Origin of the sequence: Lutimaribacter pacificus (assembly GCF_900142185.1) — a bacterium.
GTDB classification, from domain to species: Bacteria; Pseudomonadota; Alphaproteobacteria; order Rhodobacterales; family Rhodobacteraceae; genus Lutimaribacter; species Lutimaribacter pacificus.
The window spans coordinates 46,079-71,842 of record NZ_FQZZ01000006.1 but is presented as its reverse complement, the minus strand read 5'-3'; the positions used below and the strand labels follow the sequence as shown (position 1 = coordinate 71,842).

Here is a 25,764-nt window from a genome sequence, read left to right as displayed (position 1 = left end):
AGAAGGCAAATGTCACAATATGGCGGTTTGGGGGGCCTCGGTGGTCTCGGCGGCCTTGGGGGGCTGGGTGGCCTGGGCGGTCTCGGGGGGCTTGGGGGCCTCGGAGGGTTGGGTGGTCTCGGAGGGCTTGGCGGGCTGGGGGCCTCGGGCGCCTATAATGGCGCCGTAACGGTCGGGCTACAGACCACCGCCGAAGGGTTGAGCCATCTTGTCGGAACCGATCCCGCATCCGCGGTGGACCCGATGGATTTCGCCAGCACCGGCAACCTGTCGCGTTGGGCGGGATGGGTGCGCGGATCGCTGTACCTGACCGAATACACCAGGGGCCTGGACTGGAGCGCGAATGCCGCGGCCGAGACGGTCAAGATCCGCATGGACGGTGCCACGATGGTGACATTGGCCCGCCCGTCAGACTCTGTTCTGGCCAAACAGGCCGCCATCGTGCGCGATTACGGCGACCTGCGCGCAGACCGCACGATCGAAATCACGTCGCAGCTGGGCTTTCCGACCGAGTATTTCGCAATGATCCTGGGCCTGCACAATGCCCAGCACGAAAAGACGCTTGAGCTGCTGGCGGCAACGCAGGTGGCGGCCGCCCATACCGCGATGATCGCCAAGTTCGCCCTGGCCGTGCGGCGGCCCGACCAGGTGGATGGCCGCGTCATGCCGATGATCGCCACGCCCGGCCATGGCAGCTTTCCCAGCGCCCACGCGACCGAAGCCTATGCCGCGATGACGGTTCTGGCGCAGGTGGTCGAAGGCTGGGCATCCATGTCGGACCAGTCCACGCGGCTGACGCTGCTGCGTGGCCTGGCCGAGCGCATCGCGGTGAACCGCACGGTGGCGGGCGTGCATTTTCCGGTCGACAGCTGGGCCGGGGCCGCGTTGGGCACGGCGGTGGGCCGGGCGGTTCTGCGGCGCTGCGGGCAACAGGTCGATACGCCCTCTTATTCCTATGCCGCGGTGCACGGCGATTTCACCGATCACGCCTTTGTCAACGATCCGCAGGCGAACGGGCTGACCACCGGACCCGACTATACCGTGGCGCAAAGCCCCATTTTCGGCTGGCTTTGGGACGAATCCATGAAGGAACGCCAGGGCGCGGGGGTATGACGGATGTTTGCCGAACGCCCCGATCACCTGCGCATTGACCGTTATAGCGGCCCGTATGAACGCTGGGTCTATTCGCCCGAGCTTGGGCAGCCCTTTGTCTTTCCGCCCCATACAGATATTTCGGCGGGATACTTCACCGCCCTGCTGGAAGGCGGCAATACCCTGCCCTTTCCCGCCGGGGTCGCGGCCCGGCTGCCGCCGATCTGGGCGCCGGGCGATGTCGGCCACACGATCCTGCCCTTTGCCTTTCACCGGCTGATACCGCATCGCCGGAACGACAGGCTGGATCAGGATGTGGCCGAGCTGCTGAAACAGGCGGGTAAAGCGCGATACCGCGTGAATTTCCCGATCCGCCCCGATGCCTGGGTGCCCGATTATGCGCGGGGTCGCGCGATGGACGGGTGGACCCCGCCCGCCACGAGGCCAAAGGCCATCGTCGCGGTGATCGACGACGGTATTCCCTTTGCCGGTCGCGCCTTTCTGGATGCGGTGGGGCGCACCCGGATCAGCCATTGCTGGCTGCAATCCGCCCCGGCCCTGCCCCGCGATGCGGTGCCCTTTGGCCGCGAGCTGGTGAATGCCGAAATCGACGCGCTGCGCGCCGGATCGGCCGGGAACGAGGCCGAAGCCTATCGCCGGTCGGGCACCCTGCTTGACGGGCGCGAGGGGCGGGGCGGGCTGCTGCGCCGCACCGCGACGCACGGGGCGCAGGTGCTGGCGATGGCGGCGGGCAACGGCCCCGGCATCCCCGCCGATCCGATGGGTGACGAGGTGCAGATCATCGCCGTGGAACTGCCCAACGCGATTTCGTGGGAAACCTCGGGCTTCGGCAAGGAAACCTATGTCCTGAGCGCGCTTCACTATATCTTTGACCGCGCGCGGCGGATCGCGGCGGAAACAGGCTCTGATCCGGCGGAATTGCCGCTTTTCGTCAATCTCAGCTATGGCTGGAACGCGGGCCGCCATGACAGCGGATCGGCGCTGGATGACGCGATCCAGCACCTTGTGGACGCCCGGCGTGCGATCCAGCCGCTGACGCAGATCATGATGCCCACCGGCAACGAGTTCGCAGCCGGGCTGCACGCCCATATCGACGAACCGCGCATGTCCAACGGCGCCTGCCGGCTGGGCTGGCAGGTGCAGCCTGACGACATGACCTGCAGCTATCTGGAAATCTGGTTTCCGCAAGGTATGGACCCGTCGGAATACCAGATCGACCTGATCCCCCCGCATGGCCAGCTCAGCGGGCGCGGGGAGCTGCCGGTCACGCCCGACCCGGCCCTGCCCGGCGGTGACCCGCGCCGCTTTGTCGAGATCGAGATGGGCGGGCAGAATATCGGCCAGCTGTCCGCCGATCTGGACCGGGGCACGCGCTGGCGGGTTCTGGTCGCGCTGTTGCCGACATGGCACAAGCCGGGGCAGACACGCGCCGCCCCGGCCGGCCGCTGGACGGTCGAGGTCAGCCGCACGGCGCAGGCAAGCCCCCTGCCCGAAGGCAGCGCGATCCGGCTGTGGGTGCAGCGCGACGACGATCCGGTGCGCATGGGCACCGGCGGGCGGCAAAGCTACCTGGTGGATCTTGGACCGCCGCCAATACCGGACGACCTGGCCATTTACGACGGGCGGATGGACCTGATCCGGGGCTATGGCGGGCTGAGCGCGATTGCCACGGCGCCGGGCGTGACCCGCGTTGCGGGATACGAGGCGCTGACGGGGTTTCCCTGCCGATATTCAGGCAGCACGGGGATCTCGGCAGGCGGTGCGACGGCGCCGGATATCGACGCCTCAGCCCCCTGCGACCGCAGCCGCCTGCGCCCGGGAATGCCCTCGGCCGGTGTGCTTGGCGGGTCGCGCGGGATGTTGTCGGGCACCAGTGCCGCCTGCCCGCAGGTGACGCGGCTTTTCGCGCTGAATTGCGTTGCCGGGCGGGATATCTGGCACGGGTTCGGCGACCGTCCGACCCATCTGCGCAATTCGCGGCAAGAGCCGACCACGCCCATCGCCACGGCGCAGCACCATGCGCGGCTGGGCACAAGGATCGCCCCCGGACCGACCCGTCTGCGGCTTTGACCCGGAGGGCCATAGACAAAAAGAAAAGGCGGTGGAAATCCACCGCCTTTCTTTTGCTTTATGTGCCTGGACTTAGTCCGAAGCAGCAACAGCCAGAACCGCCAGCAGCAGCAGCGGGATGGCGATGCCACCGGCCGACGAGCTTGCGGTTTCTTCAACGATGACCGGAGCTTCGATCACGGGCTCAGCCATGTTGCCGGCAAAAGCGTTGGTTGCAGCAGCGGCAAAAGCGGCGGCCAGAACGAGTTTCTTCATGTTATCCTCCAGATATTCGCCTGTCGCACATATATACGCGACGACAAGCACCCAAGACTTACCTCGTAGCTCTTGGTAAAGCAGCAAAAACCGCTAATTGCAAACCCAGTTTTGCCGCTCTCATGCCGCTGTGGCGAAAATGTCGTCAAATAAGCAACACCTGCGTACCCACGTTGGTCAGCGCAAACAGTTCGGCGATATGTTCGTTATACAGACCGATGCAACCATTGGACGACCGCCGCCCGATCTTGCGCGTATCATGGGTGCCGTGAATGCGGTAATAGGTCCAGCTCAGGTACAGCGCATGCGTGCCCAGCGGGTTGTCGGGGCCCGGCGGCACATAGTCGGGCCATTCGGGATTGCGTTCCTTCATCGAGGGGGTCGGGCGCCAGTCGGGGCCTTCGACCTTGCGCACCACGCTGGTGCGGCCGCGGCGGGTCAGATCCTCGGTCAGCGGGACGGATGACGGGTAAAGCTTGTAAACCGAGTGGTCCTCGGACCAGTAGTGCAGCGCCCGGCTGTCGATATCGACAAGGATCGCACCATTGTTCAGGTTCGAAAAATAGGGCTGCCAGTCCAGCGTCCGAAAGCTCGAGATATTGCGGCGGACGGCCTGGCTCAGGTCGCGCTCGACCTCGACGGTGCCGGCACCGTTCACGTCCGACGAGGATTGCGCCAGCGCCGGCGCCGCCATCATGGCGGTGCCTGCCGCGATAAATCCGCGCCGCGTCAGGTGATTGGGCGTGTGTTTGGTCATCGTATTCTCCCCAGGGGTCAGGGTACTCCGAATATCCCAGAAACATATTGCGCGAAAGCCGCAGTCGCAAATCAAACGCGCGTCATTTGGCCGACTCACGACGAAGTGGGTTGGAAACACAACGCTCGCCGCGATAAGCCGTTACAAAATCAAAAATCGCGGACGGTCCCATGCGTATTGCTGCCCTTTTCGTCTCTCTCGCTCTTGCTTTGGCCGCCTGTGCCCCAACCGTGCCGACCCTTGGCGCGGACGGCAAGCCGCTGCCGAAGGTGTATCGCATCGGGATGGGCGACAAGGCACGCATCCAGTACCGGATGCTCGATTCTGTGAATGCGCTGCGCCGCGCCGCAGGCGCCGCCGAGGTCGAGCTCGACCCGAACCTGACCGCCGCTGCCGCAACCCATGCGCGCGACATGTCGGTGCAGAACCGGCCGTGGCACTTCGGATCGGACGGGTCGTCGCCGATCGACCGCGTGCGCCGCGCCGGGTATGACGGCACGCTTCTGGGCGAAAACATCTCGGAAACCTACGAAACCGAGCTGGAAACGCTGGCCGCCTGGATGGAGCAGCCCGACACCCGCCGCGTCATCGTTGCCCCCGAAGCCCGGAAAATGGGATTCTCCTGGTATCAGGAAAACAACGGAAAGATCTGGTGGACGCTGGTCATGGGCGACTGATCACGGCCGGATCGTGATCGGGGTACCGTCGCGCACCATCGCGTAGATATCTTCGATTTCCTTGTTGGTGACGGCGATACATCCCGCCGTCCAGTCGCGCCCGCCCTTGCGGTATTTCCATGGCCGGCCATGGATGAAGATATCGCCGCCGGGGCTGCGGCCCGCCTCTTTCGCAAATTCGCGGTCGCTGTTGCCGGGATAGTTGATGCCGACCGACAGGTGGAACTCGCTGTTGGGATTGCGGCGGTCAATGATATAGGTGCCTTCGGGCGTGCGGCCGTCGCCTTCGAATTGCTTGTGGCCGATTGGCGCAAAGCCCAGCCCGATATCATACGCCTTGAGCGCCTGGTTATGGTGCAACAGGTACATTTTCCGCGCGCCCTTGTTTACCAGGACATGCGTGACCTCGGGGCCATCATAGGTCTTGAATTTGCTGGCACAGCCCGACAGCGCGAGCATTGCGGCCAGAATAGCCAGAAAACGGAACATTGCCTGATTTGCCTGCTGTATTTTGCCTGTGTTATTGCCCGAGTAATACACCAGATCGCCGCCCCCGGGCCAGTGGTTTTCACGCGGGGCTGGCGAGTTTCGGTCAATCCCGCCGGGGCAATCGGGCCTCGATCGCAGCCAGCCGCGCCAGCACCTCGTCACGATAGGCATCGGTGCGCTGATTGTCCTCTTCGTGATGGGCGTCCTGCATCGAATTCACGATCAGACCCACCAGCAGGTTCACCACCGCGAATGTCGTGACCAGGATGAAGGGCAGGAAGAACGCCCAGGCCTGGGGATAGACCTCCATCACCGGGCGCACGATGCCCATCGACCAGCTTTCCAGCGTCATGATCTGGAACAGAGAATAGGCCGACCGCCCCAGCGTCCCGAACCAGTCGGGAAAGGCTGTGCCAAAGAGCTTGGTCGCCATCACCGCGCCGATATAGAAGATCAGTGTCATCAACAGGAACACGCTGCCCATGCCCGGCAGCGCGTTCAGCAGCCCCTCGACCACCCGGCGCAGGCGCGGCGCGACCGACACCACACGCAGCACACGCAGGATGCGCAGCGCCCGCAGCACCGACAGGCCCTGACCCGCCGGGACAACCGAGATACCGACGATCACAAAATCAAAGATATTCCAGCCCGAGGAAAAGAAGCGCGGGCCCCTTGCCACCAGTTTCAACGCGATCTCGACAACGAAAACCGCGAGGCAAAGCTGATCCAGCAACAGGATCAGCGGCCCGGCCCGATCCATCACCACCTGCGAGGTTTCGAGCCCCAGGATGACCGCGTTGAAGATGATAACCGCGACAATCGTATTTCGAACCAATGGCCGGTCCAGCCATTTGCCTAACTGTTCACGCATGAAACTGCTGCCCCTCAACGCCGGAATTTGCGCTCACATATGGGGCGCGGTCAGCCGGGCGACAAGCTCCACATGGCTGGACCAGCGGAATTGATCGACCACCTGCACCCAGTCCAGTTGCCAGCCCGCATCGACCAGCACGCGGGCGTCGCGGGCAAAGGTCACCGGATTGCAGGACACGAAGGCGATATCGCAAATCCCACTTTGCGCCAGCTCGGCCACCTGCGTCTCGGCCCCGGCGCGCGGCGGGTCGATCACCGCGGCATCGTATCGGTGCAAATCCGCGGCAATGACCGGGTTGCGAAACAGGTCGCGCGCCTCGGTGGTGACACGCTTGAGCCCCTGAGCGCCGCGCCACCCCTTGTCCAGCGCGCCCAGCATCGCGGCCGATCCTTCGACGGCGTGCACCTCGGCCCGTTCGGCCAGCGGCAGGGCGAAGGTGCCGCAGCCCGCGAACAGGTCGATCACGCGCGGCGCATCGCCCAGGATTTCCTGCACCGCCGACAACAGCGCCGCCTCGCCATCCGCGGTCGCCTGAAGGAACGCGCCCGGCGGCGGCGACACCTCGGCCCGGCCCATCCTTTGCGTCGGAGGCAGGCGGGTGGCGATCACCTCGTCCTCCCAGGACAGGCGGGCAAGGCGCGATGCCTCGGCCTCTTGCGCAAGGGCCATGCGGAGGGGGCCGTCCAGCGGCTTGCCGCCCGCCACGGCAATGTCCAGCCCGTTCAGTGTGCGGGTGGCCAGCACGCTCAGCTCACCCTTGCGGCTGCCGCCGAGAATCGCCAGCCGTTCCGCGACGGCCAGTGCGGGCTTCAGATCGGGGTGGATCAGCCGGCAATCGGGTATTTCGACGATGGTGCCCGAGGCGCGGCCATGAAAGCCGGCAATGGCGCCCTTTTTCGTGCGCCGCGCCGAAATCCCCGCGCGCCGGCGGCTGCTTGCGGGCGAGGTATGGACCGGGCGAAAATCGGCCACCAGCCCCTGCGCCTCAAGCGCGGTGCGCACGACGCCCAGCTTCCAGTCGGACACGAAGACATCGCTGGCATGTTGCAACAGGCATCCGCCGCAGGATTTGAAATGCCGGCAGGGCGGCGCTACGCGGTCGGGCGATGGCGTGACGATCCTGACATCGGTCAGGCGCGATCCGTCGCGCGTGCCCTCGACCAGCTCACCCGGCAGGGTAAGCGGGACAAAGACGGGACCGGCGGCGATCCCGTCGCCCTGATGACCCAGGCGTTGAATTTCGTGGCGTTCCATATCGCGGAAATAGCGTGCACCGGGGCGCGGGCAAAGCCCTATTCGGCGGCGTCGCTCAACCCGATGAAACCGCCCGACTGGCGATTCCAGTACCGCGCGTAAAGCCCGTCTTTCGCCAGCAGGGTATCATGGGTGCCCTGTTCGACAATGCGACCCTGATCCAGCACGATAATGCGATCCATCTGCGAAATCGTCGAAAGCCGGTGCGCGATGGCCAGCACGGTCTTGCCCTCCATCACACGTTCCAGCGCGGTTTGAATCGCGGCCTCGACCTCGGAATCGAGCGCCGATGTCGCCTCGTCCAGCACAAGGATCGGCGCATCCTTGAGGATCGCGCGGGCCAGCGCGATACGCTGCCGCTGCCCGCCCGACAGCTTGACGCCACGTTCGCCCAGATGCGCGTCATACCCCTTGCGGCCCTTGTGATCCTGCATCCCGAGGATGAACTCATGCGCCTCGGCCTTTCGGGCGGCGGCGATCATATCGTCCTCGCTGGCGTCGGGGCGGCCATACAGGATGTTGTCGCGAGCCGAACGGTTGAACATAGCGGTTTCCTGCGTGACCATCCCGATCGCGCGGCGCAGGCTTTTCTGCGTGACCTGCCCGATCTCCTGCCCGTCGATCAGGATACGGCCCTGTTCCGGCTGATGCAGGCGCAGCAACAGCGATACCAGCGTTGATTTCCCCGCCCCCGACGCACCCACGATGGCCAGCTTTTCGCCCGGATGCACCGTCAGGTCGATATCTTCGACGCCACCGACATCGCGCCCATAGGCAAAGCTGACGTGATCGAACCGGATTTCGCCCGCATCGACCCGCAGATCGGTGGCTTGCGCCGTGTCCTCCAGCCGTATGCGCGGGGTTAGCGTGCGCATCCCGTCCTCGACCTCGCCCACGTTGGAATAGATCGTCATCAGCGTAAAGCTGACCCAGCCGGTCATCTGCGCGATTCGGATCGAAACGGCACCGGCCGCCACGATATCGCCAGCGCTGGCATGTCCCGCCGACCAGTCCCACAACGTCAGCCCGATCAGCAGCACCGGCAGGATACCGGCCAGCGTCATCAGCGCCAGCCGGAACCCGGCCGCCAGCCGCCCGAAATCCAGCGCGGTATTGCGAAACGCCTGCATCGCGCCCAGCGCGGCGCGGTCTTCGTGGCTGTCATGGGCAAACAGCTTGACCGTCTTGATATTGGTGATCGTATCGACGATCTGCCCCGACACATGCGCCCGCGCGCCGGCACGGCGCCCGGCCCGTTTGCGCACGCGCGGCAGGAACCAGCGGATCGTCAGGAAATAGACACAAAGCCAGCCCAGAAAGGCCAGCGCCACCCGCCCGTCGATCGCCGCAAGCAACGCAACCGACCCGGCAAGCGAGGCCAGCGCAAAGGCCACCACGTTGATCGCCTCGGACACCACATCGGTGATCGCGCGGGCCGTCTGCATCTGCTTTTGCGCGATGCGCCCGGCGAAATCGTCGTCAAAGAACCGCACCGCCTGCCCCAGCGTCCAGCGATGCAGCCGAGACAGGACCAGCGGGTTGACGTTGGGCTGGACCAGCATCGAATTGGCGGCCGAGGACAGGCCAAAGGCCAGCGGCCGCGCGATCATGAAAAACGCCACGGCACCGGCAAGCAGGGCGATGTTCCCCGGGGACAGGAACACATCGCGCCCGGCATCGACCGCCCCGTCGACCACCCATCCCAGAATCAGCGCGGTGCCCGCCTCCATCACGCCGGCCAGGGCCGAGGCCAGCGTGGCAATGATCAGCACCGGCCGCGACCCGCGCAACGCCCAGCCCATGAACCGCCACAGCGTTTGCGGCGGCGGGCCATCGGCATGGGCAAAGGGATTGATCAGATGTTGCAACTGGATGCTCCTGAGCTGACCCGGTGAATAGTGGCGCTTACAACCCCGGCGTCAATGCAAGAGCTGGTCGCGCGTCAGCGCAAAGCCCGAGGCGATCCAGCGCTCTTCGAGTTCCTTAAGATGCGCGCCCAGCGCGGGACCCTGAAGCCCGGGCAACAGATCCGCGGCCTTGACCGGAAAAACCTGCCGGGCCCCGGTATCGGCCGCCGAAAGCTCCTCGGGGTCAAGCGGCTGGGACAGCAGCGCCGCCCGCAGCAGCAGGATATCGCGCGCAGCCGCAGCCCCGTGGCGATATCCAAGCGCGGATGCGGTCGAAACAGAGCCTGTTTCGGCCCGATAAAGGGCAAGCCGCCGGGCATCGGCCTTGGACAGCCGCAGCCGGTCCTCGACGTCGTCACCACCCAGCGCGGTCAGGCGGCGGATCGCATCGGGCGCGGCCCCGGCCGCCCCTTCAAGATGCACCAGCGGGGCAAGGGCGGTGTCATCCGCGCCAGGCAAAACCACCCCCAGAACGCCGGCAGACCGCATTGCCGCAACCGACGGCGCGGGATCGGGCGCCGCCAGCAGCCTGAGCAGCTCGGTCCCCACCCTTTCCCGCGACAGCATCGGCAGCCCGTCGAGGTTCGCGGCAATCGCGGCCAGCGCATCGGCGTCCAATCCGCCCTGCGGATCTCCATAGAAGGCATGAAACCGGAAGAACCGCAGGATACGCAGGTAGTCCTCGCGTATGCGTTGTTCGGGGTTTTCGATGAACCGCACGCGCCGCGCCTGCAGATCGGGCAACCCGCCCAGCGGGTCGATGACCGTGCCATCGGCGCGGGCATAAAGCGCGTTCATCGTGAAATCGCGCCTTCCTGCGTCCTCGGCCACGTCATCGGCAAAGGCCACGACCGCACGCCGCCCATCGGTTTCCACGTCGCGGCGAAAGGTCGTCACCTCATGCGGGATACCGTTTTCCACCAGCGTCACGGTGCCGTGCTCGATCCCGGTGGGCACCGCCCTGATCCCCGCCGCCGCGGCCAGGTCCATCACCCGTTCGGGCCGGGCATCGGTGGCGATATCCATGTCCGACACCGGCACGCCCAGCAATGCGTTGCGCACGCAGCCGCCCACCAAAAGCGCGTGATGGCCCGCATCTTCAAGCAACGCAAAGATGCGTTGCAAGCCCGGTTCGTTCAGCCATTCGTCGGTGATCCGCATCAATCCTGCATCCGGTCCGCCAGCCCGCGCAGGATACGCGCAGTCGCACCCCAGATATAGTAGGGACCCCAGGGTACGGTGAAATAGTGCCGCATCGTGCCCCGCCAGCGCCGCGACTGGATATTGAACTGCGCGGGATCGGTGACATGGGCCAAAGGCACCTCGAACACCTCGTCGACCTCGCCCGGTTCCGGCCGGAAATCGAACGGTTCATAAATCCGGGCGATCACCGGCGTCACGCGAAACGACGTGACGGTTTCGTGGCTGGGCAGCGTGCCCAACACCTCGGTATTCGCGGGGTCCAGACCGATTTCCTCATGCGCCTCGCGCAGGGCGGCGGCCACCTCGTCCGTATCGCCGGGATCGACCTTGCCGCCGGGCAAGGCGATCTGCCCCGGATGATGCTTGAGGTGGCTGGCCCGCTTGGTCAGGATCACCTGCACACCTTGCGGCCGCGTCAGCAACCCCACCAGAACACCGGCAGGGCGCAACACGCGCCCCTGGGGCAAGACAGTGTCGGGGTTCAGATCGAAATCCGACGATGCGGCACTATTTCGGCCCAAAGCCGCGATTATGGGGTCCAGCGGATCACTCACCCTGATCCGGCCCCCTGGACGCCTCGAACCCCAGCGTCGCGGGGTCCAGATCGTAATGCGCGCCGCAGAACTGGCAATCGGCGGTCACCCGCCCCTTATCCGTCGTCATCTTTTCGATGTCCCTGGCAGAATAGATCGACAGGCTTTGCCGCACCCGGTCCTCGGAGCAGGTGCAGCCGAACCGCACGGCCTGTGCATCGAAAACGCGCGGCTGTTCCTCGTGGAACAGGCGCACCAGAAGGTCGGTCGAGGTGACACTGGGCCCGATCAGCTCCAGATCGTCCACGGTATCGAGCAGGATGTTCACGCGGTTCCAGTCGTCGCGGTCATCGTCCGAAACCACATCGGATGCGCTGAGCAACCCGCCCTCGCCCGAACCGCCACCGGATACATGCGGCGACGCCTTGGGCATGTGCTGCAACATGATCCCACCCGCGCGCCAATGTTCGACACCGCCCTTCTCGGTCGATTTGCCGAAGGACAGGGAAAATCGTGTGGGCAGTTGTTCGGACTGGGCGAAATACGCCTCGGCACAGGAGGCAAGCGAGCCGCCGGCAAGCGGCGTGATGCCCTGATAGGGTGTGGTGCCCTTGCCCTGGTCGATCAGGATCGCAAAATACCCCTCACCCACCTGGTTGAAAGGCGCACCCCGGCCAAGCCTGTCGGCATCGTAGCTGGCATAGGCACGGATGCGGGCGGGCTCCCCCTCTTTCTGCGGGCCGAAATAATCGGTGGCGATCATCCGCACCGGACCCTTGGACTGCACCTGCAGGGACAGCTTCCAGCGCAGCTTGATCGTCTGGCCGATCAGCGCGGTCAGCAGGGCCATTTCCGCGACCAGCGCCTCGACCTGCGGGGGATAATCGTGCTGCTTCAGGATGCCGTCCAGCACCCCGTCAAGCCGCACCACGCGGCCGCGCATATCCGAGTTGTCCAGCTGGAACGGCAGGATCACGTCGTCCCAGGCGAGTTTCGATCCGATGGTCATGGGATTTCCTTTGGCGCCTTGTCTTGGCATACCGCCTCCATATAGGTGCCGCAAGGCAGTGTCCAAGGAGGTCGCCATGATCCCGCGTTTCGGCCCAACGCCGCGATCCGACATAAAATACCGCCTGCGCCCCGGCGTATACGCCATCCTGCCGCATGGCGGCGACCTTTTGCTGACCTTTCAAGAATCGCCCGTGCCCGAGCTTCAGTTGCCCGGCGGCGGGGTCGATCCGGGCGAATCGCCCCTGGCCGCACTTCACCGCGAGGTATACGAGGAAACCGGCTGGAGTATCTCGGCGCCGCGCCGGCTGGGTGCGTTCCGGCGTTTCGTCTTCATGCCGGAATATGATTTCTGGGCGGAAAAGCTGTGCACGATCTACATGGCCCGCCCTGTGCGCCCGCTTGGCCCGCCGACCGAACCCTGGCACAGCACGGTCTGGGCAAGCCCGCGCGTGGCCGCGCGGGAACTGGGCAACAGCGGTGACCGGAGTTTCGTGGCGCGTTTTGCCGTTTAGGGCCTATTCCGGCCCGAAATAATCCAGAAGAACCGCCGATACATCGTCGGCCATCCTTGTGCCGCCTTCGCGCTGGTGCAGGGTCCAGAACATGTCATCCAACAGTTCCGGGCCGCTGCGTCCCGAATGGTGCGCCAGCATCTGCGCCAGCCCGTCCTCACCCAGCATGGCACCGGCGCCGTCCTCGCTTTCGGTGAAGCCGTCGGAATACAAAAGCAACCTGTCCCCCGGAATCATCGCAACCTCGAAACACCTGTATTGCGCCCCGGCAATCAGCCCGATCGGCAACCCGCCCTCGCCCAGAAACTCGACCCGTCCGTCGGCACGCTGCAACACCGGGTGCGGGTGCCCGGCCTGCACCATGCGGGCCATCCCCGATCGCAGATCAATCGTGGCGTAGACCATCGTGAAATACTCCTCGACCCCGGCGTCGGACAGCAGGCGGTCGTTGAGGATGCGCGCCACCTCGCCCGGGGGGCGCATGACAAAGAACCGCTCCAGCCGGCGCTGCAGGGCAATGTTCTGATTCAGAAACCGGCCGCTCAGATAGCTGGCGATGCGCGCGGTCATCAGCGCCGAGGTGATTCCATGCCCCGACACGTCGATCGAATAGAGCCCGATCCGGTTCTCGCCCGGGCAAAACAGCCCCACCAGATCGCCACCGACATGGCCGCAGGGCTTTAGCAGCATGGATACCTGCGTCGGCCCGAAGGCGCGGAACCGTTCGGGCACCAGCGACTCCTGTATCTTGCGCGCCTGTACCAGATCGCGGTCGATCGCGTCGTAAAGCCCCTGCAATTCGTCCAGCGCACCGGCAAGCCGCTCGGATTTCGCCTGCAATTCCCGTTCCATCCTCAGCACGCGCTGCCCGGCATTGATACGCGCGCGCAACTCGGCCGTATCGACCGGCTTGGTCAGGAAATCGTCGGCCCCGCAATCGAGGCCCCGCGTGACCGATTCCTTTTCGGTCCTGGATGTCAGCAGGATGAAATACCCGTAGCTGTCACGCCGCATCCCGCGAAACCGCCGGCAGAATTCCAGCCCGTCCATGCCCGGCATCATCCAGTCGCTGAGCACCAGGTCGGGGGGCCGGATCAGACACTGTTCCAGCGCGGAATGGCCTGAATCCGCCTCAACCACGTCAAAGCCCCACTGGCCGAGCGATGCCACGAGGATACGGCGCTGCGCCCGGCTGTCATCCACGACCAGCACACGCAACGGCCCGGCATCGCCGGGTATCCTTGCGTCCAGCCTGATGGGGGGCGCCTGCACCGATCCCGCCTTTCGTTTCCGTCATTCGCCCCCTTTTGCACCGCCGGACGCTAACGAAAGCTGAAGGCTAAAATGCGTGGTTTCCGGCATGACGAGGAACAGGTTTTATTAACCTCTGCCGCCGATCCTGACCCGCATGAGGGATTGCATGATTGACTGGGCACGGCTCGACACGCTGCGCGACGATGTCGGCGCAGATGGTTTCGACGAAATCGTCGCGCTGTTCCTCGAAGAGATCGAAGAGGGTATCACGCGTCTGCGCGTCGGGCCTGACAGGGCGGCTCTGGATTCCGAGCTGCATTTCCTCAAAGGCTGCGCACTCAATCTCGGCTTCGGCGCATTCTCGGCCCTCTGTCAGCATGGGGAAAACCAATGCGCGAACGGGCAAGCCGAACAGGTGGATATCGCCGCGATCCTCGCCTGTTATCACGCTTCGCATCGCGCATTCCTGAACGGGCCGGACCCCCCCTAGATCAGGAAATCGGCCAGGATTTCGTCTTTGGTCACGTCGCGGAAGGCAAAGCCACGCTTGTTCACGCGGTCGAACAGGCTGGGGAAATTCCCGGCGGCATTGGTTTCGATCCCGATCAGGACCGACCCGAAATTGCGCGAATTCTTCTTCAGATACTCGAACCGCGTAATGTTGTCGTTCGGCCCCAACAGATCGAGGAAATCGCGCAGCGCGCCGGGGCGCTGCGGCAGGCGAAGGATGAAATACTTTTTCAAGCCCTGCCAGTTCATCGACCGTTCCTTGACCTCGGGCAGGCGTTCGAAATCGAAATTCCCGCCCGACGTGATGCAGACAACCCGCTTGCCCCTGATCCGGTCGGCGATGTCCACCAGCGCATCCACGGCCAGCGCGCCCGCGGGCTCCAGCACGATGCCCTCGACATTCAGCATTTCCAGCATCGTGCCGCAAATACGGTTCTCGGGCGCCGCGATCACGTCGGCCGCGTCGATATCGTGCAGCTTTTCAAACGGCTTTTCCCCGATCCGCGCCACCGCCGCGCCATCGACGAAACTGTCCACCCGGTCCAGCGTCACGGGCTCGCCCGCCTGCACCGCGGCATAAAGGCTGCGCCCGCCGGCGGGCTCCACGAAGGTATATTGGCAACGCGGCCCGAAGAACGCGCGCACCCCGGCGCTGAGGCCCCCGCCCCCCACGGGCAGGATGATGTGATCGGGTGCACCGCCCATCTGCACGGCCATTTCCACCGCAACGCTGGCCTGTCCCTCGATCACGTCGTCATCGTCGAAAGGCGCAAGGAAATGTGCGCCCTCGGCGGCGCAGAATGTCTGCGACTCGGCCAGCGTGTCGTCGAAGAAATCGCCGGTCAGACGGATTTCCACGGCATCGCCGCCGAAGATCTGGGTTTTCTGAATCTTCTGCTGCGGCGTCGTCACCGGCATGAAGATCACGCCACGCACGCCGAAATGGCGGCACATATAGGCCACGCCCTGCGCGTGGTTGCCGGCGCTGGCACATACGAATACCTGCTGGTCGGGATGTGCCTCCAGCACCTTGCGCATGGCATTGAACGCCCCGCGCAGCTTGTAGGACCGCACCGGCGTCAGATCCTCGCGCTTCAGCCAGATTTCCGCGCCGAACCGATCGCTCAGATGGGCATTGAGCTGCAGCGGCGTTTCGGCGAACACCTCGCGCATGGCGCGCTCGGCCACGCGGGCCATATCCTGAAAACTTGTCATAGGCCCCGTGATGGCGGGCAAATCGCGCCTTGGCAAGACGGCTGCGCGGTATTCTTGCGCACATCGCCCGATGTTGCGTCCCTCGCGTAAAGGCGCTAGGCGGTGGCGAACCAAAATTCCTTGGAGAGTTCCATGTCCGCGCCCAAGAAAGTCGTGCTGGCCTATTCCGGCGGCCTCGACACCTCGATCATCCTGAAATGGCTGCAAACCGAATATGGCTGCGAGGTGGTGACATTCACCGCCGACCTGGGCCAGGGCGAAGAGCTGGAGCCCGCCCGCAAGAAGGCCGAAATGCTGGGGATCAAGCCCGGGAACATCTATATCGAAGATATCCGCGAAGAATTCGTGCGCGATTTCGTCTTTCCGATGTTTCGCGCGAATGCGCTGTATGAGGGCCTGTATCTGCTCGGCACGTCGATCGCGCGACCCCTGATTTCCAAGCGGCTGGTGGAAATCGCCGCCGAAACCGGCGCCGATGCTGTGTCGCACGGCGCGACCGGCAAGGGTAACGATCAGGTCCGGTTCGAACTGTCGGCCTATGCGCTGAACCCCGATATCAAGGTGATCGCCCCCTGGCGCGAATGGGATCTGACCAGCCGCACCAGGCTGATCGATTTTGCCGAGAAAAACCAGATCCCCATCGCCAGGGACAAGCGCGGCGAGGCCCCGTTCAGCGTGGATGCCAACCTGTTGCACACCTCGTCCGAAGGCAAGGTGCTGGAAGACCCGGCACAGGACGCGCCCGATTACGTCTATCAGCGCACCGACAACCCCGAGGACGCGCCGGACACGCCGGAATATATCGAAATCACCTTTGAAAAAGGCGATGCCGTGGCGATCAACGGCGAGGCGATGAGCCCCGCCACGATCCTGACCGCGCTGAACGCCTATGGCAAAACCCACGGGATCGGGCGGCTGGATTTCGTGGAAAACCGTTTCGTGGGTATGAAATCGCGTGGCATCTACGAAACGCCGGGCGGGACCATCCTGCTTGAGGCGCATCGCGGGATCGAACAGATCACGCTGGATTCCGGCGCGGGCCACCTGAAGGATTCGATCATGCCGCGTTATGCCGAGCTGATCTATAACGGCTTCTGGTTCAGCCCCGAACGCGAAATGCTGCAGGCCCTGATCGACAAGAGCCAGGAACATGTGACCGGCACCGTCCGGCTGAAGCTCTACAAGGGGCTGGCGCGCACCGTCGGCCGCTGGTCGGATCATTCGCTGTATTCCGAGGCACATGTGACATTCGAGGACGACGCCGGTGCCTATGACCAGAAGGATGCGCAGGGCTTTATCCAGCTGAACGCGCTGCGGCTGAAGCTGCTGGCGGCGCGGAACCGGCGGCTGAAAGGGTAAGGGAACCCACGTCACCCTTGCGAATTTACCGAAATGCCCGCCTGATCAGGTGGGCATTTTCAATTCAGGCGCAAGCATCATGCTGAACGACATCGCGGAACGCATCAACGAGGGCCTGGCAGGCCAGGGTTTTGACGGCTCTCTGAAATTCGATTGCGGCAAGGACGGCGTTCTGGTTCTGGCGGATAACCGCGCCTCGACCACAGATCGGGAAACGGATTGCACGATCCGGCTGAGCGCCGAGAACCTCAAGGCGCTGCTCAGCGGCAAGCTGAACCCGATGACCGGTGTCATGATGGGCAAGCTGAAGGTCAGCGGCAACCCGGCCGTGGCGATGAAGCTGGGATCGCTGCTGAAATAGGCCCTATTCCGGCGCAATCCGCCACTCGGACAGCGCCGCATAATAGGGCATCGCCTGCCCAGCCAGATCTGACAGCGCACCGGACAGGGTGGGCAAGTCGCCTTCGGCCGCGGCAAAGCCGGTGCTGTCGTGAACGGCGCCATACCAATGCGGAGCCCAGATACCATCGTCCTTGTGCCCGCCTTTGGGCCAGTGCAGCATCTTTTCGGTCCAGGAAAGGCCGATGATACTGCACAGTTTTCGCAGCATATCGCGCGGATCGCGCCGTATATCGGCGCTGTCGATCACCACGGGCTTCTGCCCCAGCCCCACGCAATACTCGAAAAGCTCGGCCTGCTGGACAAAACCGATATCGGCCAGCGTCGGGCTTTCGTATTTCGCACCGAAACTGGCCACCACGCGCGCCGGGTGGCGGATCAGGAGCACGTTGACCACATCCGCCATCCAGTCGCGGGGAATACCGTCGATCATGTGCTGGCACATGTGTTTCTGGTAGAAATGCGGCATTTCCGCAGGGTTTGGGCCAGAAAGCATCGCGGCCACCTGCGCGGGATCGGTGGGCTGGCTGGCAAGAATCTCGTCCCGCATCGGATGGTCCAGCCCGGTGCGCGCCAAGTAGGCCGCATAAAACGGTTCATCCACCACGGCGCAATCGCCGCGCGCGGCAAAGGAATACATCATCGCCGTCGACAGGTTGCGCGGCCCGCTCCACATGGCGATCTTCATGAGCCGCAGTCCCGCGCGACCAGATCCTTGTAAAGCGACCGGAGGCGTTTCGTCATCGGCCCCATCTGGCCGTCGCCGATCTGCCGCCCGTCGATTTCGCCCACAGGCGTCTGCGCGCCGAACGTGCCGGTCAGAAATGCCTCATCCGCGCCATAGGTATCGACCAGGCTGTAGTTGCGTTCGTGAACCGGGATGCCATTGGCGCGGCAGAGGTCGATGACCTTTTGCCGGGTAATCCCGTTCATGCAGTAATCGCCCGTGCTGGTCCAAACCGCGCCCTTGCGGACGATAAAGAAATTGCAGGCATTGGTCGTGTTCACGAACCCATGCACATCCAGCATCAGCGCCTCGTCGGCGCCCGCCTTTTCGGCGGCGATGCAGGCAAGGATGCAGTTCAGCTTGGAGTGGCTGTTCAGTTTCGGATCCTGCGTCATCGGCAGGCCACGGATATGCGGAACGGTGGCAAGACGGATCGGGCGCGGGATCGACGGGCGGGAATGCTCCATGATGATCGCGACAGTCGGCCCCTGCCGGCTGAGCGCGGGGTGCTGGAACGGCCGTGTCTTGACGCCCCGCGTCACCATCAGGCGGGCATGGGCGTCATCCGTCATGCCATTGGCCTGTTGTGTTTCTGTTATGGCTGAAATCACCTGATCGCGGGTCATGCCGATATCCAGGTCAATGGCTTTTGCGGCCTCGAACAGGCGGTCCATATGTTCGGCGATAAAGGCCCAGCGATTGTCATACAGCCGCAACCCCTCCCACACGCCGTCGCCCAGCATGAAGCCGCTGTCATAGACGCTGACCGTCGCCTCGGCTCTCGGCACAAGCCGGCCGTTCAGCCAGATCTTTATGGATTCGTTGCGCGCGTCGTCTTCGGCCTGATGGGTGGTGACGTGATCGGTCATAATATGCTCCGCTTCCCGCAACGCTAGACCGGCACGCCGCGCGGGAAAAGCCCCTCACACGGCGTCACCGTTGCGTGACATCGCGTTGCAGGGGCTTTGCTGACGCCGTGTTTGCGCGCACCCTGCAGCCATCATTTCGGAGGGCAAATCCATGACATCACGTCTGGCACATCTGAAAAGCATCACGCTGGCCTTTGCCATCGCCCTGGGCTGGATTGCCCATTGCACCGAAGCACGCGCCGCGGACACGCAGGTTCTGACCGTCGCGGGTGGCTGTTTCTGGTGCGTCGAGGCCGATTTCGAAAAGGTGAAGGGCGTGAAAGAGGTCGTTTCGGGCTATACCGGCGGCACGCTGAAAAACCCCACCTACAAGGACGTGACACGCGGCGGAACCGGCCATTACGAGGCGGTCCAGATCATGTTCGACCCCGCGCAGGTGCAGCGTGAGCAGCTTCTGACGATGTTCCTGCGGTCGGTCGATCCGACCGATGCCGGCGGCCAGTTCTGCGACCGGGGCGACAGTTATCGCACGGCGATATTCGTCTCTGACCCGGCGGAAAAGCAGCTTGCGCAACAGGTGATCGCTGAGGCGGAGAAAGAGCTGGGCCAGAAAATCGTGACACCGGTCCTGAACGCAAAGCAGTTCTACAAGGCCGAGGACTATCACCAGGATTACTACAAGGGCGACAACCGGGTCCTGACCCGGTTCGGCCCGATCAAGCAATCGAAAGCCTATAAGCGGTATCGCGATGCCTGCGGCCGGGATCAGCGGATTCGCCAGTTGTGGGGCGGCAGCGCGCCCTTTGCCGGTTAACCCGCCAGAAAGGTATCGACCTCATCCCGCGCGGGGATCGCATCGGCCGTTCCCGCGCGCGTGACCTTTATTGCGGCGGCAGCCGACGCAAGCCGCAACGCGGCCTCGGGCACCAACCCCTGGGACAGGCCCGCAACCATGTATCCCGCAAAGGTGTCGCCCGCCCCGGTCGTATCGACAGGCACCACCGGACAGGCGGGAATCGAGACCGTTTCGCCTGACCCTGTGCCATGCCATTCCGCCCCGTCGGCACCCTTTGTCACGACGATCTGCGACACGGGCAAATCACCGACCACCAAGCCCAGCGCCTGCGCCAGTTGCCGCGCCTCGACCGCGTTGAGCAGCAGAAGATCGGTATGGGGCAACATCGCCTGCACCGCAGCCACGTCGAAAGGCGCGCCGGAATAGGCGGTTTTCACGCCGTTCGCCCGCGCCCGTTCTGCCGCCTCTTGCTGTAGGTTGGTTTCGTTCTGAAGCATCAGCCAGTCACCCGGCCCCGCCGCATCCAGAACGGTCAGCTGATCGGACGTCAGGGCACAATTCGCGCCGGGATAGAGAATGATCTGGTTCTCGCCCGCCGGATCGACACAGATGATTGCATGTCCGGTGGGCGTGCCGATCCGCGCGATCCGCTCCGTGCCCACACCATATTGCGCCAGCCTGTCGACCGCCCAGCCGCCATCGGGGCCGACCGCGCCGATATGCACAACGTCGGCCCCCGCCCGTGCTGCGGCGACCGACTGGTTCGCCCCCTTGCCGCCCAACCCGGTCGCAAGCGTCATGGCGGCAAGCGTTTCCCCCGCGCCCGGCAGATGCGGCACGGCATAAAAATGATCGGCGTTGATCGAACCCAGGTTATAGATGGTCATGCGGCACCCCCCCTGCCCCGACGCTACAACAGCCGGGACAGGGCGCAAGCGTTCAGCCGACCTTGCACGAGGCCATGACCGCCATGTTCAGGATATCCGTCGCCGTCGAGTTCGACGAACAGATCTGGATCGACGCGTCGATACCCGACAGGATCGGCCCGATCACCGTGGCACCGGCCATTTCCTGCATCAGCTTGACACTGATCGAGGCCGAATGCCGCGCGGGCACGACAAGGATATTGGCCGGGCCGGACAGACGCTGGAACGGATAGGCCGCCTGCGCCTGCGGGTTCAGGGCGACGTCCACGGTCATTTCGCCCTCGAACTCGAAATCGACGCCGCGACGTTCCAGCACACGGGGGGCAAGATGCATTTTCTCGGCCCGCTCGGACCGCGGATAGCCGAAGGTCGAGAACGAAACGAAGGCAACGCGCGGCTCGATCCCGAGGTGCCGGGCCACGTCGGCCGAGCGTTCGGCGATAGTGGCAAGATCCTCCTGGTCCGGCCATTCATGCACCAGGGTGTCGGCCACCAGAACGATCCGCCCCTTGTGCAACAGCGCGGTAACGCCCACCGCCCCGTGCGATGCATCCGCGTCGAAAACGTGATTGATCAGTTCCATCACATGCCCGGATTTCCGGGTGGCCCCGGTGATCATCCCGTCGCCATGCCCGTGCGCCAGCATCAGCGCGCTGAACACGTGCCGGTCGCGCGCCGCAAGCCGGTGGATATCGTGCCGGTCATATCCCCTGCGCTGCAACCGGTCGTACAGGAACTGCTTGTAGGTATCGAGATGGCGGGTATTGGCGGCGTTCACCACCTCAAGCTCGCGCACGGCATCGCCCATGCCGGCGGCCTCAAGCTTTTCCCGGACGTCATGTTCGCGCCCGACAACCAATGCCTTGCCCAGCCCCTGCCGCTGATACATCACGGCGGCGCGCAGCACGCGCACATCGTCACCCTCGGCAAAGATCATGCGCGCCTGCGCGTTGCGGGCGCGGGCGTTGATCCCGCGCAGGATGCTGGCGGTCGGGTCCATCCGGGTTTTCAGGCCCAGCTCATACGCGTCCATGTCGATGATCGGACGACGCGCCGCGCCGGTATCCATCCCGGCACGGGCCACGGCGGGCGGCACCCGGTGGATCAGGCGCGGATCGAACGGCGTGGGGATGATGTAATCGCGACCGAAGGTCAGCTTGCGGCCATAGGCCATCGCAACCTCGTCGGGCACGTCTTCCCGCGCAAGTTCGGCCAGCGCCTCGGCGCAGGCGATCTTCATCTCGTCGTTGATGGCCCGCGCGTGAATATCCAGCGCACCACGGAACAGGTAGGGAAAGCCAAGGACGTTGTTCACCTGATTGGGATAGTCGCTGCGCCCGGTTGCGACGATCGCATCCTGCCGCACCTCGTGCGCCTCTTCCGGGGTGATTTCCGGGTCGGGGTTGGCCATCGCAAAGATAACCGGGTTGTCGGCCATGCTGGCCACCATGTCCTGCGTGACGGCACCCTTGACCGACACGCCCAGGAACACGTCGGCCCCGTTCATCGCATCCTCAAGACTGCGCAACTCGGTCTTGATTGCGTGGGCCGATTTCCACTGGTTCATTCCCTCGGTCCGGCCCTGGTAAATAACGCCCTTGGTGTCGCAGACGATGCAGTTTTCGTGCCGCGCACCCATACGCTTCAGCAGCTCGATACAGGCAATGCCAGCAGCCCCCGCGCCGTTCAGGACAATCTTGACATCCTCGATCTTCTTGCCCGACAGGTGCAGCGCGTTGATCAGCCCCGCCGCGCATATCACCGCCGTTCCATGCTGGTCGTCATGGAAGACGGGGATATCCATCTCTTCCTTGAGACGCTGTTCGATGATGAAACACTCGGGCGCCTTGATGTCTTCGAGGTTGATACCGCCAAAGGTCGGCCCCATCAGCTTGACCGCGTTGCAGATCGCATCCACGTCCTCGGTATCCAGTTCGATGTCGATCGAGTTCACATCGGCAAAGCGTTTGAACAGGACCGATTTGCCCTCCATCACCGGCTTCGATCCCAGCGCCCCGAGGTTGCCAAGCCCCAGAACCGCCGTGCCGTTCGAAATCACCGCCACAAGGTTGCCCTTGTTGGTGAAGTCATAGGCCAGTTCCGGCTTGGCCGCGATTTCCTCGCACGGAAAGGCGACGCCCGGCGAATAGGCCAGCGACAGATCGCGCTGTGTGGTCATCGGGACGGTGGCGTTCACCTCCCACTTGCCGGGGGTGGGTTCCAGGTGAAAGGCCAGCGCCTCTTCTCGGGTGATACGGTTTTTCGACATCTTTACGGGGGCCTGTGATTGGGTCGGGCTGATGCCTCTTACATGGCGCACGCGCCTGCCTCAACCGTTTGCACCGATTGGCCCTTGGACGCGCGCGGCGGCATTTGTAAGGTCGCGCGAAACCAAGGGGGTGTTTCTCGTGTCGAACGTCACGCCGATGATGGCGCAATATCTGGAAATCAAGGCGCAATACCCCGACGCGCTGCTGTTCTACCGGATGGGCGATTTTTACGAGATGTTCTTTGACGATGCGGTGTCCGCGGCCGAAGCGCTGGATATCGCCCTGACGAAACGCGGCAAGCATCTGGATCAGGACATTCCGATGTGCGGCGTGCCGGTTCATTCGGCCGAGGGTTATCTGCTGACGTTGATCCGCAAGGGGTTTCGCGTCGCCGTCTGCGAACAGATGGAAAGCCCGGAAGAGGCGAAAAAGCGTGGGTCGAAATCGGTGGTCAGGCGCGACGTGGTGCGGCTGGTCACGCCCGGCACCCTGACCGAGGAATCGCTGCTCGAGGCGCGGCGGCACAATTACCTGGCCGCCTTCGTTACGGTGCGCGATGCCAGCGCGCTGGCCTGGGCCGATATTTCCACGGGTGAGTTTCACGTAATGCCGCTGGCGCCGGTGCGGCTGGGGCCGGAGCTGGCCCGCCTTGCCCCGTCCGAGGTGATCGTATCCGAGGCGCAAGAGGCGGATATGGCCGAAACAGTCTCGGACTCCGGCGCATCGCTGACGGCGCTGGGGCGCGCGGCCTTTGACAGCCAGGGCGCCGAGAAACGGCTTTGCACCCTGTTTGGCGTCGGCTCGCTTGAGGCGTTCGGGCAATTCACCCGGCCCGAGATTTCGGCGATGGGCGCTATCGTCGAATACCTGGAGATCACGCAGAAGGGCAAACTGCCGCTGCTGCGCCCGCCCGTCCGCGAGGCCGAGGCGCGCGTGATGCAGATCGACGCCGCAACCCGCCGCAACCTTGAAATCACCCATTCGATGAATGGCGGACGTACCGGTTCGCTGTTGTCTGCGGTCGACCGCACGCTGACCGCCGGCGGCGCGCGCCTGCTGGAACGGCGATTGTCCAGCCCGTCGCGCGTGCTGGAGGTCGTTCAGGCACGGCTGGAGGCGGTGCAGTTCGCCCATGACGAAACCCGGCTTTCCGCCGATTTGCGCAGCGCGTTGCGCAAGGTGCCGGATCTGGATCGCGCGCTGTCGCGCCTTGGGCTGGATCGCGGCGGCCCCCGCGACCTGACCGCGATACGCAACGGGCTGGAACAGGCGGCCGGGATTGCGCAAACCCTGCCGGACGAGATGCCTGAACTGCTGATGCAGGCGAAACAGAGCCTGATCGGCCATGATGAATTGCTGGACCTTCTGGATCAGGCGCTGATCGCCGAACCGCCCCTGCTGGTGCGCGATGGTGGGTTCATAGCACCGGGATACGACGCGGAACTGGACGAGATGCGCCAGCTGCGCGACGAAGGGCGCGGCGTCATCGCGGCGATGCAGTCGCAATACCAGGAGCTGACAGGCATCGCGTCGCTGAAGGTCAAACACAACAACGTGCTGGGCTATTTCGTCGAGGTCACGGCCACGCATGCCGACAAGATGCTGTCGGCACCGCTGAACGAAAGCTTCAAGCATCGCCAGACCACGGCGAATCAGGTGCGGTTCACTACGGTCGATCTGTCCGAGATGGAAACCCGCATCCTGAACGCGGGCGGACGGGCGATCGAGATCGAAAAGCGGCTCTATGACAGCCTGAAACACGAGGTTCTGGAACGCGCCGCCGAGGTCGCGCAAGCCGCCCGCGCGCTGGCCGAGATCGACCTGACCACCGCGCTGGCCGACCTTGCGCGCGGCGAGGCATGGGGCAGGCCCGTGGTCGATGACAGCCGGATGCTGGAGATCGAAGGCGGTCGGCACCCGGTGGTGGAACAATCGCTGCGTCAGCAAGGGGGCGGCCCGTTCATCGCCAATGACTGCGCGCTGGGGGATGCCTCGGATATCTGGCTGCTGACGGGGCCGAACATGGCCGGTAAATCGACCTTTCTGCGCCAGAACGCGCTGATCGCCCTGCTGGCGCAGGCGGGCAGCTTCGTGCCGGCCCGCCACGCGCATATCGGCATGGTCAGCCAGTTGTTCAGCCGCGTCGGCGCCTCGGACGATCTGGCGCGCGGGCGGTCGACCTTCATGGTGGAAATGGTGGAAACCGCCGCGATCCTGAACCAGGCGGATGACAAGGCGCTTGTCATCCTCGATGAAATCGGGCGCGGCACCGCCACCTATGACGGGCTGTCGATTGCTTGGGCCACGCTGGAACATCTGCACGAGGTCAATCGCTGCCGCGCGCTGTTCGCCACGCATTATCACGAGCTGACGCAACTGGCCGGCAAGCTGGATCGCGTCGATAACGCCACCGTTGCCGTGCGCGAATACGAAGGCGACGTGATTTTCCTGCACGAGGTGCGCAAGGGCGCGGCCGACCGGTCCTACGGGGTGCAGGTGGCCAAACTGGCCGGGCTGCCGGAATCGGTGGTGGCGCGGGCCCGGGTCGTTCTGGATGCGCTGGAACAGGGCGAACGGGAAGGCGCGGCAAAACCCAAGGCGCTGATCGACGATCTGCCGTTGTTCGCCGCAGCGCCCGCACCGGCGCCCGCCAAGCCTGCGCAATCATCCGGGGTCGAAGACCGCCTGCGCGAGATTCGCCCCGACGACCTGACCCCGCGCGAGGCGTTGCAGGCGCTCTACGATCTGCGTGAGATGCTGGCAAAGGACGGGTGACGCCACCCG

Annotated in this window: 24 protein-coding genes; 9 read left to right on the top strand and 15 right to left on the bottom strand. The window is 64.3% G+C overall.

The window, feature by feature from the left end; genetic code table 11:
• Positions 1 to 9 precede the first annotated feature (9 nt).
• Complete coding sequence (locus F3H87_RS15140; RefSeq protein ID WP_149787334.1) at positions 10 to 1,113, top strand: phosphatase PAP2 family protein; 1,104 nt, start codon at positions 10 to 12, stop codon at positions 1,111 to 1,113.
• A gap of 3 nt (positions 1,114 to 1,116) precedes the next feature.
• Positions 1,117 to 3,183, top strand: coding sequence for a S8/S53 family peptidase (locus F3H87_RS15135; RefSeq protein ID WP_149787335.1), 2,067 nt, complete (start codon positions 1,117 to 1,119; stop codon positions 3,181 to 3,183).
• A 72-nt stretch (positions 3,184 to 3,255) separates the two neighbouring features.
• On the opposite strand, the gene F3H87_RS15130 is transcribed toward F3H87_RS15135, so the two are convergent.
• Positions 3,256 to 3,438 (bottom strand): hypothetical protein, encoded by a 183-nt coding sequence (locus F3H87_RS15130; RefSeq protein ID WP_090028881.1) that lies wholly within the window; start codon positions 3,436 to 3,438, stop codon positions 3,256 to 3,258.
• A gap of 145 nt (positions 3,439 to 3,583) precedes the next feature.
• A complete protein-coding gene (locus tag F3H87_RS15125) occupies positions 3,584 to 4,195 on the bottom strand; it encodes a L,D-transpeptidase (RefSeq protein WP_149787336.1) in 612 nt (203 codons plus the stop codon).
• Positions 4,196 to 4,365: 170 nt separating this feature from the next.
• Between F3H87_RS15125 and dalA the strand changes: the two genes are divergently transcribed.
• Positions 4,366 to 4,872 (top strand): divisome-associated lipoprotein DalA, encoded by a 507-nt coding sequence (gene dalA / locus F3H87_RS15120; protein ID WP_149787337.1) that lies wholly within the window; start codon positions 4,366 to 4,368, stop codon positions 4,870 to 4,872.
• On the opposite strand, the gene F3H87_RS15115 is transcribed toward dalA, so the two are convergent.
• The 7 genes from F3H87_RS15115 to hslO form a co-directional block, all read right to left on the bottom strand.
• Positions 4,873 to 5,361 carry a L,D-transpeptidase family protein gene (locus F3H87_RS15115; RefSeq protein ID WP_223228079.1) on the bottom strand — a complete coding sequence of 163 codons (489 nt, stop codon included), beginning with the start codon at positions 5,359 to 5,361 and terminating at the stop codon, positions 4,873 to 4,875.
• Between the two features lie 103 nt (positions 5,362 to 5,464).
• On the bottom strand, positions 5,465 to 6,232 hold the full coding sequence (locus F3H87_RS15110; RefSeq protein WP_149787338.1) for an ion transporter: 768 nt from the start codon (positions 6,230 to 6,232) through the stop codon (positions 5,465 to 5,467).
• Positions 6,233 to 6,265: 33 nt separating this feature from the next.
• On the bottom strand, positions 6,266 to 7,489 hold the full coding sequence (locus F3H87_RS15105) for a class I SAM-dependent RNA methyltransferase (protein ID WP_149787339.1): 1,224 nt from the start codon (positions 7,487 to 7,489) through the stop codon (positions 6,266 to 6,268).
• A gap of 38 nt (positions 7,490 to 7,527) precedes the next feature.
• Entirely contained in the window at positions 7,528 to 9,363 is a 1,836-nt protein-coding gene (locus tag F3H87_RS15100; protein WP_188129171.1) for an ABC transporter ATP-binding protein, read from the bottom strand.
• Between the two features lie 45 nt (positions 9,364 to 9,408).
• Positions 9,409 to 10,557: a CCA tRNA nucleotidyltransferase gene (locus F3H87_RS15095; protein WP_149787340.1), complete on the bottom strand. Its 1,149-nt coding sequence runs from the start codon at positions 10,555 to 10,557 to the stop codon at positions 9,409 to 9,411.
• Positions 10,557 to 11,159 carry a CoA pyrophosphatase gene (locus F3H87_RS15090; protein WP_223228089.1) on the bottom strand — a complete coding sequence of 201 codons (603 nt, stop codon included), beginning with the start codon at positions 11,157 to 11,159 and terminating at the stop codon, positions 10,557 to 10,559. The genes F3H87_RS15095 and F3H87_RS15090 overlap by 1 nt, the downstream gene beginning before the upstream one ends.
• The gene (gene hslO / locus F3H87_RS15085) at positions 11,146 to 12,141 is read right to left on the bottom strand and encodes an Hsp33 family molecular chaperone HslO (RefSeq protein WP_149787341.1); all 996 of its coding nucleotides are present in this window, start codon (positions 12,139 to 12,141) and stop codon (positions 11,146 to 11,148) included. Before hslO ends, F3H87_RS15090 begins: the two co-directional genes overlap by 14 nt.
• Before the next feature lie 76 nt (positions 12,142 to 12,217).
• Here hslO and F3H87_RS15080 point away from each other — a divergent pair, with 76 nt between their 5' ends.
• Positions 12,218 to 12,655: an NUDIX hydrolase gene (locus tag F3H87_RS15080; protein ID WP_149787342.1), complete on the top strand. Its 438-nt coding sequence runs from the start codon at positions 12,218 to 12,220 to the stop codon at positions 12,653 to 12,655.
• A gap of 3 nt (positions 12,656 to 12,658) precedes the next feature.
• Here the strand turns inward: F3H87_RS15080 and F3H87_RS15075 are convergent, their stop codons facing one another.
• Entirely contained in the window at positions 12,659 to 13,927 is a 1,269-nt protein-coding gene (locus F3H87_RS15075) for a PP2C family protein-serine/threonine phosphatase (protein WP_149787343.1), read from the bottom strand.
• A 148-nt stretch (positions 13,928 to 14,075) separates the two neighbouring features.
• Between F3H87_RS15075 and F3H87_RS15070 the strand changes: the two genes are divergently transcribed.
• The gene (locus tag F3H87_RS15070; protein ID WP_149787344.1) at positions 14,076 to 14,399 is read left to right on the top strand and encodes an Hpt domain-containing protein; all 324 of its coding nucleotides are present in this window, start codon (positions 14,076 to 14,078) and stop codon (positions 14,397 to 14,399) included.
• Here F3H87_RS15070 and ilvA read toward each other — a convergent pair.
• On the bottom strand, positions 14,396 to 15,634 hold the full coding sequence (ilvA, locus tag F3H87_RS15065; RefSeq protein WP_149787345.1) for a threonine ammonia-lyase IlvA: 1,239 nt from the start codon (positions 15,632 to 15,634) through the stop codon (positions 14,396 to 14,398). The two genes, F3H87_RS15070 and ilvA, sit on opposite strands and share 4 nt — an antisense overlap.
• 132 nt (positions 15,635 to 15,766) lie before the next feature.
• Between ilvA and F3H87_RS15060 the strand changes: the two genes are divergently transcribed.
• Both F3H87_RS15060 and F3H87_RS15055 read left to right on the top strand, forming a co-directional pair.
• On the top strand, positions 15,767 to 16,993 hold the full coding sequence (locus tag F3H87_RS15060) for an argininosuccinate synthase (RefSeq protein ID WP_149787346.1): 1,227 nt from the start codon (positions 15,767 to 15,769) through the stop codon (positions 16,991 to 16,993).
• A 79-nt stretch (positions 16,994 to 17,072) separates the two neighbouring features.
• Complete coding sequence (locus F3H87_RS15055; protein WP_149787347.1) at positions 17,073 to 17,354, top strand: SCP2 sterol-binding domain-containing protein; 282 nt, start codon at positions 17,073 to 17,075, stop codon at positions 17,352 to 17,354.
• A gap of 3 nt (positions 17,355 to 17,357) precedes the next feature.
• Here F3H87_RS15055 and F3H87_RS15050 read toward each other — a convergent pair whose 3' ends face one another.
• Complete coding sequence (locus tag F3H87_RS15050) at positions 17,358 to 18,080, bottom strand: sulfotransferase-like domain-containing protein (RefSeq protein ID WP_149787348.1); 723 nt, start codon at positions 18,078 to 18,080, stop codon at positions 17,358 to 17,360.
• Positions 18,077 to 18,988 (bottom strand): D-amino acid aminotransferase, encoded by a 912-nt coding sequence (locus tag F3H87_RS15045; RefSeq protein ID WP_149787349.1) that lies wholly within the window; start codon positions 18,986 to 18,988, stop codon positions 18,077 to 18,079. The genes F3H87_RS15050 and F3H87_RS15045 overlap by 4 nt, the downstream gene beginning before the upstream one ends.
• Positions 18,989 to 19,139: 151 nt before the next feature.
• Here F3H87_RS15045 and msrA point away from each other — a divergent pair, with 151 nt between their 5' ends.
• Complete coding sequence (gene msrA / locus F3H87_RS15040; protein ID WP_149787350.1) at positions 19,140 to 19,802, top strand: peptide-methionine (S)-S-oxide reductase MsrA; 663 nt, start codon at positions 19,140 to 19,142, stop codon at positions 19,800 to 19,802.
• Here the strand turns inward: msrA and F3H87_RS15035 are convergent.
• Together F3H87_RS15035 and F3H87_RS15030 are read right to left on the bottom strand one after the other, a co-directional pair.
• Positions 19,799 to 20,671: a ribokinase gene (locus tag F3H87_RS15035; protein ID WP_149787351.1), complete on the bottom strand. Its 873-nt coding sequence runs from the start codon at positions 20,669 to 20,671 to the stop codon at positions 19,799 to 19,801. The genes msrA and F3H87_RS15035 overlap by 4 nt on opposite strands.
• 52 nt (positions 20,672 to 20,723) lie before the next feature.
• Positions 20,724 to 22,979 carry an NADP-dependent malic enzyme gene (locus F3H87_RS15030; RefSeq protein ID WP_149787352.1) on the bottom strand — a complete coding sequence of 752 codons (2,256 nt, stop codon included), beginning with the start codon at positions 22,977 to 22,979 and terminating at the stop codon, positions 20,724 to 20,726.
• A gap of 157 nt (positions 22,980 to 23,136) precedes the next feature.
• Between F3H87_RS15030 and mutS the strand changes: the two genes are divergently transcribed.
• Entirely contained in the window at positions 23,137 to 25,755 is a 2,619-nt protein-coding gene (gene mutS / locus F3H87_RS15025; protein WP_149787674.1) for a DNA mismatch repair protein MutS, read from the top strand.
• The last annotated feature ends 9 nt before the right edge of the window (positions 25,756 to 25,764 follow it).

What these genes read in the sequence shown, in the direction of transcription:
- F3H87_RS15140 (WP_149787334.1), top strand. Translation starts at nt 10, where the DNA reads ATGTCACAATATGGCGGTTTGGGGGGCCTCGGTGGTCTCGGCGGCCTT.
- F3H87_RS15135 (WP_149787335.1), top strand. Translation starts at nt 1,117, where the DNA reads ATGTTTGCCGAACGCCCCGATCACCTGCGCATTGACCGTTATAGCGGC.
- F3H87_RS15130 (WP_090028881.1), bottom strand. Translation starts at nt 3,438, where the DNA reads ATGAAGAAACTCGTTCTGGCCGCCGCTTTTGCCGCTGCTGCAACCAAC.
- F3H87_RS15125 (WP_149787336.1), bottom strand. Translation starts at nt 4,195, where the DNA reads ATGACCAAACACACGCCCAATCACCTGACGCGGCGCGGATTTATCGCG.
- dalA (WP_149787337.1), top strand. Translation starts at nt 4,366, where the DNA reads ATGCGTATTGCTGCCCTTTTCGTCTCTCTCGCTCTTGCTTTGGCCGCC.
- F3H87_RS15115 (WP_223228079.1), bottom strand. Translation starts at nt 5,361, where the DNA reads ATGTTCCGTTTTCTGGCTATTCTGGCCGCAATGCTCGCGCTGTCGGGC.
- F3H87_RS15110 (WP_149787338.1), bottom strand. Translation starts at nt 6,232, where the DNA reads ATGCGTGAACAGTTAGGCAAATGGCTGGACCGGCCATTGGTTCGAAAT.
- F3H87_RS15105 (WP_149787339.1), bottom strand. Translation starts at nt 7,489, where the DNA reads ATGGAACGCCACGAAATTCAACGCCTGGGTCATCAGGGCGACGGGATC.
- F3H87_RS15095 (WP_149787340.1), bottom strand. Translation starts at nt 10,557, where the DNA reads ATGCGGATCACCGACGAATGGCTGAACGAACCGGGCTTGCAACGCATC.
- hslO (WP_149787341.1), bottom strand. Translation starts at nt 12,141, where the DNA reads ATGACCATCGGATCGAAACTCGCCTGGGACGACGTGATCCTGCCGTTC.
- F3H87_RS15080 (WP_149787342.1), top strand. Translation starts at nt 12,218, where the DNA reads ATGATCCCGCGTTTCGGCCCAACGCCGCGATCCGACATAAAATACCGC.
- F3H87_RS15070 (WP_149787344.1), top strand. Translation starts at nt 14,076, where the DNA reads ATGATTGACTGGGCACGGCTCGACACGCTGCGCGACGATGTCGGCGCA.
- ilvA (WP_149787345.1), bottom strand. Translation starts at nt 15,634, where the DNA reads ATGACAAGTTTTCAGGATATGGCCCGCGTGGCCGAGCGCGCCATGCGC.
- F3H87_RS15060 (WP_149787346.1), top strand. Translation starts at nt 15,767, where the DNA reads ATGTCCGCGCCCAAGAAAGTCGTGCTGGCCTATTCCGGCGGCCTCGAC.
- F3H87_RS15055 (WP_149787347.1), top strand. Translation starts at nt 17,073, where the DNA reads ATGCTGAACGACATCGCGGAACGCATCAACGAGGGCCTGGCAGGCCAG.
- F3H87_RS15050 (WP_149787348.1), bottom strand. Translation starts at nt 18,080, where the DNA reads ATGAAGATCGCCATGTGGAGCGGGCCGCGCAACCTGTCGACGGCGATG.
- F3H87_RS15045 (WP_149787349.1), bottom strand. Translation starts at nt 18,988, where the DNA reads ATGACCGATCACGTCACCACCCATCAGGCCGAAGACGACGCGCGCAAC.
- msrA (WP_149787350.1), top strand. Translation starts at nt 19,140, where the DNA reads ATGACATCACGTCTGGCACATCTGAAAAGCATCACGCTGGCCTTTGCC.
- F3H87_RS15035 (WP_149787351.1), bottom strand. Translation starts at nt 20,671, where the DNA reads ATGACCATCTATAACCTGGGTTCGATCAACGCCGATCATTTTTATGCC.
- F3H87_RS15030 (WP_149787352.1), bottom strand. Translation starts at nt 22,979, where the DNA reads ATGTCGAAAAACCGTATCACCCGAGAAGAGGCGCTGGCCTTTCACCTG.
- mutS (WP_149787674.1), top strand. Translation starts at nt 23,137, where the DNA reads ATGATGGCGCAATATCTGGAAATCAAGGCGCAATACCCCGACGCGCTG.